Origin of the sequence: Microcoleus sp. B7-D4 (genome assembly GCF_036705125.1) — a bacterium.
Classification (GTDB): Bacteria; Cyanobacteriota; Cyanobacteriia; order Cyanobacteriales; family Microcoleaceae; genus Microcoleus.
Map to the genome: position 1 here is coordinate 1 of NZ_JAUBTT010000132.1, position 6056 is coordinate 6056.

A 6056-nucleotide genomic window follows, 5' to 3' on the forward strand; every position below is an offset into this window, starting at 1 on the left:
GAAAAAATGCTTTAATTCATATAAGAATTAGAGTTTTTAACCGCAGAGGACACAGAGGACACAGAGAGAGTTAGAGGGGAAAGAGAAAGTTGCGGTAGGGTGCGTCAGGTTGGAGAGGCTCGATCGGCACAAAAATTTGAGTTCCGGGACACCGTTTGTGCCCGACCTGCATCAGTGGTGAGCCTGTTTAAATGAAAGTGAAATCACTGGCGCTTATTCTGCTAGCAGAAACTCCGTTTAAAGTAGCTATAATTTCTCCTGTTTCCCCAAACTGAATCAAGGTTGCACCGCTATTTTCAGTAAGAGTTAATTGCTCGAATGTCAAGCCATTAGCTAGCATCAGCAAATCTTTTCCATCTTCAAAATCGGCAATAATATCGATACCAGAATTAGCAGAGAGTAAAAAGCGATCGCTCCCAGCACCTCCAATTAAACAATCATCCCCCAAACCGCCAATCAAAGTATCATTACCTTTGCCACCAATCAAAGTATCATTTCCTTCGCACCCGTCTAGCAAATCATTGCCAGCACCTCCACTCAGATAATTATTGCCAGCACCTCCGCAGAGGGTATCATTACCATAATCGCCGTAGAGAGAATCCTCGCCTTCGCTGCCGAAGATTATATCATTTCCCTTGCCTCCCAATGCGATATCGCTGCCTTTGCCACCGTCGATAAAATCATCACCTTCACCGCCCAAAATTAAGTCGTTGTCTTGTTTACCATTTATTGAATCATTGCCGCTATTGCCAAAAATTATATCTTCGCCTTCACCGCCAACAATGATATCATTGCCCTTGCCGCCAAAAAGGATATCATCTCCCTTTTTGCCGTCAATAAAATCATTGCCTCGGTTGCCGTAAAGGATGTCGTCTTCTTCACCGCCGTAGAGGTTGTCATCGCCTAAATCCGCATCGAAAATATTCGGAGTTGGACTGCCGTAAAAAGCATCATTTTCTGGTGTACCAAACAGAATTGCACCGCTACCATTGCCGTTGATAATGTTGTCAGCTTGGTTTTGGCGATCGACTGTTGGATACTCAATAGTATTGCAAATGCAATCAGTATCACTTCCTGTTGTAACAACAGGTACTGATGGTGTTGGGGTCGGTGTTGGGGTCGGAGTTTCCGCAGGCGTCGGAGTTGGCGTTGGAGTCGGAGTCGGTGTCGGAGTTTCCGCAGGCGTCGGCGTTGGCGTCGGAGTCGGTGTCGGAGTTTCCGCAGGCGTTGGCGTTGGTGTTGGCGTCGGATTTTCAGCAGGAGTCGGCGTCGGAGTAGAAGTTTCCGCAGGCGTTGGTGTTGGGGTCGGAGTCGGAGTGGTTGGAGTCGGAGTTGTCGGAGTCGGAGTTGTCGGAGTCGGAGTGGTTGGAGTCGGAGTGGTTGGAGTCGGAGTGGTTGGAGTCGGAGTGGTTGGAGTCGGAGTTGTCGGAGTCGGAGTTGTTGGAGTCGGAGTTGTCGGAGTCGGAGTTGTCGGAGTCGGAGTTGTCGGAGTCGGAGTTGTGGGATTGACGGTAATATCCACACGATCGCTATCGGTTTGAGCACCGCCTAATTCTGGAGCTCCGCGATCGTTTGTCGTCAAAGTCAGCGTATCTGTTCCGCTAAAATTCGGATTCGGCGTATAAGTTAAACCATCTAAAGCAGCATTAATATCAGCCTGTTTTCCCGTATAAATCAGGCTGTTGCTGCCATTCCCCGATCCGGTAACTCCCGTCAGCGACTTGAGTGTAAGAGTGCCGCTGGTAACGCTGAGATTAACTTCCACCGACTCGCTATCTGAATCCGATACAGAGATACTATTGCCGTTGCTAGCCGAGAAGATGCGAGGAGTATTTTGAGTCGTCGTTTCTTTGCCGATATCAGTAGTAATGTTGACACTCCAACTGGCAATATTTCCTGGAGTAGTAGCATTGGAAGCTTTAGAATTATATTGGTTAGCATCAACTGCATACAATTTCCAAGTGCCGTTGGGGTTAGTTTTATTGAAAACAGAAAGAGTCGAACCGTAAGGCCCTTCTGGTGCCCCTGTCGGCGTACCGGGTGGTAAAGCTAAGGGATAAATATCGCGAGCATTGTTTAACGAATAGTTACTCGGTTTGTAGTTGCCTGAAGCGATAGTTGGGACTGTAGAACTAGAAAAATCATAAAGAAAAGAGGCTGCATTATCATCCAAATTCAACGTGACGTTGTTGAGTGGTGCAGATGGAACGTGAGACATTAACACCACATTTTGTCCCTCTGGCCCAACTAGCAAGAGGTTGATTGTCTGCGATGCATCGGCTTGACCATAGGTTTTAACATTGTTGAGAGCGATCGTAACGCTGTCTACTTTTCCTGTTACACCTGAAACGTCAATAGCAGACGGATAGGGTGTCGCTAAAACGTTATATACGAAGTCTCCGCTGTTGAGGGTAATGTTATTCGGGTTAGTTGTGGTAGTGGTTTTTCTTCCCGGTATTGAATTAATAGGAGATTGATTGCGACGGGAAAATTCCGAGGTATCGCCTGTAGTTTTGTTAGTAGCAGTAGCAGCGAGAACCGGTTTCCCTGCTACTGGAGTGTAGGCGAAGTTGATATTAGCATTGCCCGCACTATCTGTAGTAACGTCTTGGAAACCTAGAAAAGCTTCACCTTGACCTGCCCCTGCCTGGTCATAACTGCTATTTGCAAAGAATTCGACGCGGAAGTTAGCGTTAGGAGTGCTGTTGAGAATGCCGCTGACTGTGTTGCCGCTAACTGAGGTCAGAACCGGGTAATTTTGCAGATTGTTGCTGCCTGTATCCGCATCGCCCAAATCGTTGGGAGTGATGCCAGTATTACCGATTAAGTCAATTCCTAATCGTTTGTTATTAAAGATACGATTGCCTTGTATAGTGTTACTGCCGGAACGTGCATTAATTTCAATGCCACTCCCTTTATTGTTAGCAATGATATTACCTTCTCCAGGTGCTGGGCCCCCGATAGTATTATTCCCGTTTTTGCCTAAGATCAAAATGCCATCGCCCTCGGTACCTAAAGCTATTGTTCCCGTGGCATCAGTCCCGATGTAATTGCCAGTAATTTTGGTATTTGTGACTCCTTCCCTCGCCACAAATATGCCTGTCAAGCCGTTGCCAGAGATGACGTTGCGGGAGATAATATTACCTGTTACGGGAGGGACAACGTTAGGAGGATTGTTTTGAGTGTAACTTTGGATTCTGATCCCAGTGAAAGTGTTGCCTACAGCAGTCGTACCGCTAATATCAGTACCAATGTAGTTGTCTTGGATGATATTGTTGTTAGTCTGTACCCCAATGCCGTGACCTATAGAATTTCCACCCTTTCCGAATCCGTTAATAACCAATCCTTGAATGGTACTTCCACTGGAATCTTCTGCGCCGCCCAAAGGATTCTTGCCTAACTCTAAACCATTGATATAAAAAGAGTTTGAAAAAGATGCTGGTTGTTGTACTAAACTGCCATTTAGTTCAATTATCGGTTTACCAGCATACCCAGGTTGAAATGTCCCATCGATACTAACTGGGCTGGTGATGACAGGTAAGGCTTGATTAAGGGTAATGGTATAAGGGCCAGTGCCGGGAATGTTAAAGTTAATTGTGTCTAATCCGGGATTAAAATTAGCTTTTTCGATCGCATCTCTCAGAGAATCTGTACCGCTATCGAAAGTATTTTTAACGGTATAGGTATTCAAAACCGACGCATAGTTTTGCATCGCCTTTGAGTCGAATGCTAGGGGCGATTTGATGTGGCCGATTTGTGTTTCGAGTTCCCAGTTGCCACCTAATTTTGCACTCCCTGTGAGATGCTTGGATGCGGCGATATTTGCACCAGTGAGGGATGCAATGCGGTGGAGGAAGTGCTTACCATCTACGGCTTGTTCATCGAGTCCGCTGGAGGTTTCAATTCTCGTTTCACCAAAGTATTCTAAGGCTAGTTCGCCCTCGATTCCGCCGGGGGTTTCAACCCCCGTCTCATAGCAAAAGTCCTCTAAATAGGACTGTTTAATGAAATTGTTTTTAGTCGGTTTCAACCGACTTTCGCTTTGAGACAGGGAATTTATTCCCTGGCGGACTTTCTGACAAGCGCGGGATGCTGCTGCTACATTGCAGCCGTAAATCAGAATGTCTGCATCAATTGTTAAAGCGCGTCGCCATTGCTGCAATTGCTGGCTATAAGCTTCTAGGTTATCCACACACAGTCTGGTTTTACCGAGTTGCAAGCTTCCCGGTTCGCCGTGGGAAACTAGATGAATGCTGTCAATATTAGTGCGATTCGCTAACACTTCGCTAATTTGTTCGACTCCATCTCTGTGCGAGTCGATAACTATTGCTTCTACTCCCAATTTCACTCCATCTAGGAGTGTTTGATAGTCTGCTACTGCCGTATCGATAAATACTATTGTACTGGGGTTATAGGGGCGATCGCTCTTTTCCCCAAAACTCCCATTGCCCGCGTTGATTTGATTCGGAAGTTCGATCGCACCTGCTGATAAAACTGGCATCATGGCTGTGTACCCTATATCCTAAAGTTAACAATTTTTCATAAATCCAGGACAAGCACACCGGAACTAAAAAAACCGTTTTCTTCACGGTATAAATACCTAAAACTGTAGATTTTATGAGAGCAACTCGGTTTGTTTGCAGGTCTTAAATTTATGGATTCAGACTCTATTGTTTGTGGCTTTTTTTCTTAGCAGCCTAAACAAATGAGTTGAGATTTTTTTTATTGAGTCCAATATACCCAGCATACGTACGTATGCAAAAAATCTTAATAAAAATACATATTTTCGAGTCCTGCTAATCGGGGCAAGTCCGCTGGCCTCATATATTTTCCCACTCACCGACTGTGCCGATCGCGCTGGCGATCGAGCTTTGCTAAAGCAGCACCCGAAACATCCGCCAGAATGCTAATTATCCGATACAAAGCCACGGCACTCAGAATTATACCCGTAGAAAAGCGATCGGACAGCAGGGCGATCGCCGTTGCTTCAAATACTCCCATTCCCCCCGGTGCTCCCGGTACGACTAAACCGACAACAAACGCAAAACAAAAAGCACCGAACAAGTTGGGAATATTGCTAAAGTTCACCGGAGTTAAAGCCATTACCGTTAGCAAAAAACCGCAGCCCCGCAATCCGATAAAACACATTTGTCCGATTAACGGCACTAAAGGATAGCGTTTAATTGGCAAATTAATTTTGCGGCGGGACTTGACATTCGATGTTTTTTTAGCTATATTGGAGGTAGACTCTACACGAAAATTCTGTTTCTCGCCCGCAGCCTCCCCAGCCTGGGGATTTTCCCCATTGTTCTTGGATAACTTTAACCGCTCTACAAAGAGAACGATCGGATTTAAAATTCGGGGATGAATCGCCGTTAAAATAGCAGCACAACCGACAATCCGCAACCACCAATTGAATTTGTCAAAACAAATCAACCCAATCAAAACGCCCGCCGAAGCCATCAGCAGCGGTTCCAGCAACACGCTGAGAGTAGCAGCTTTCGGGAAAATGCCTGCCTTTTTGGCTTCCAATATTCGACCCCAAAAATGCCAAATATTCCCCGGCAAATACTTGGCAATATTAGTTTTGAGAAAAACTTGAATTGCCCAGGCGGCAGTTACAGGTTGGCGGAATTCCCGCAAAATCAACATCCACACCCAGCCCACGAAAATTAGAGAAAGTAAAGTGACGCCAAGGGCGATCGCCAGCAACGGAAAACTTTCGGCTCGAATTTGGATATTCGCGACTTCTCGCCAGTGAGTTAAAAAAGCTTTGGCAATAAATAAAAACGTCCCGCCCAAAATCAAATACCGCAAATAAGGCTTTAAATGCGACTTCGCGATCTTGAAAAAATTTTGAATTCGACGCAAGTGTTGTTTTCCCATTTTCTGATCCCGATTTTGAATTTGGGATTAAGTTAGACTGTTTTAGATTTTATATTTTAGAGCGGCTAAGGCGAAATTGTGGTTGATTGACACGGCATGATATGACGGAATAAATCTGTTTAACCTGAGATGTTGCACCATTGTCAAGAACGGGCAAGATGCCCGTTCCA

General features: G+C 45.5%; 2 protein-coding genes. Both read right to left on the minus strand.

What is annotated here, in order from left to right; translation table 11 throughout:
* Nucleotides 1–187: 187 nt before the first annotated feature.
* Nucleotides 188–4504: a DUF4347 domain-containing protein gene (locus QUB12_RS33455; RefSeq protein WP_333310504.1), complete on the minus strand. Its 4317-nt coding sequence runs from the start codon at nt 4502–4504 to the stop codon at nt 188–190.
* A 332-nt stretch (nt 4505–4836) separates the two neighbouring features.
* A complete protein-coding gene (locus QUB12_RS33460; protein WP_333146619.1) occupies nt 4837–5886 on the minus strand; it encodes a UPF0104 family protein in 1050 nt (349 codons plus the stop codon).
* Nucleotides 5887–6056: the final 170 nt, after the last annotated feature.

Excerpts from the sequence above, each read along its gene's own strand:
- QUB12_RS33455 (WP_333310504.1), bottom strand. The coding sequence starts at position 4,504 with ATGATGCCAGTTTTATCAGCAGGTGCGATCGAACTTCCGAATCAAATC.
- QUB12_RS33460 (WP_333146619.1), bottom strand. The coding sequence starts at position 5,886 with ATGGGAAAACAACACTTGCGTCGAATTCAAAATTTTTTCAAGATCGCG.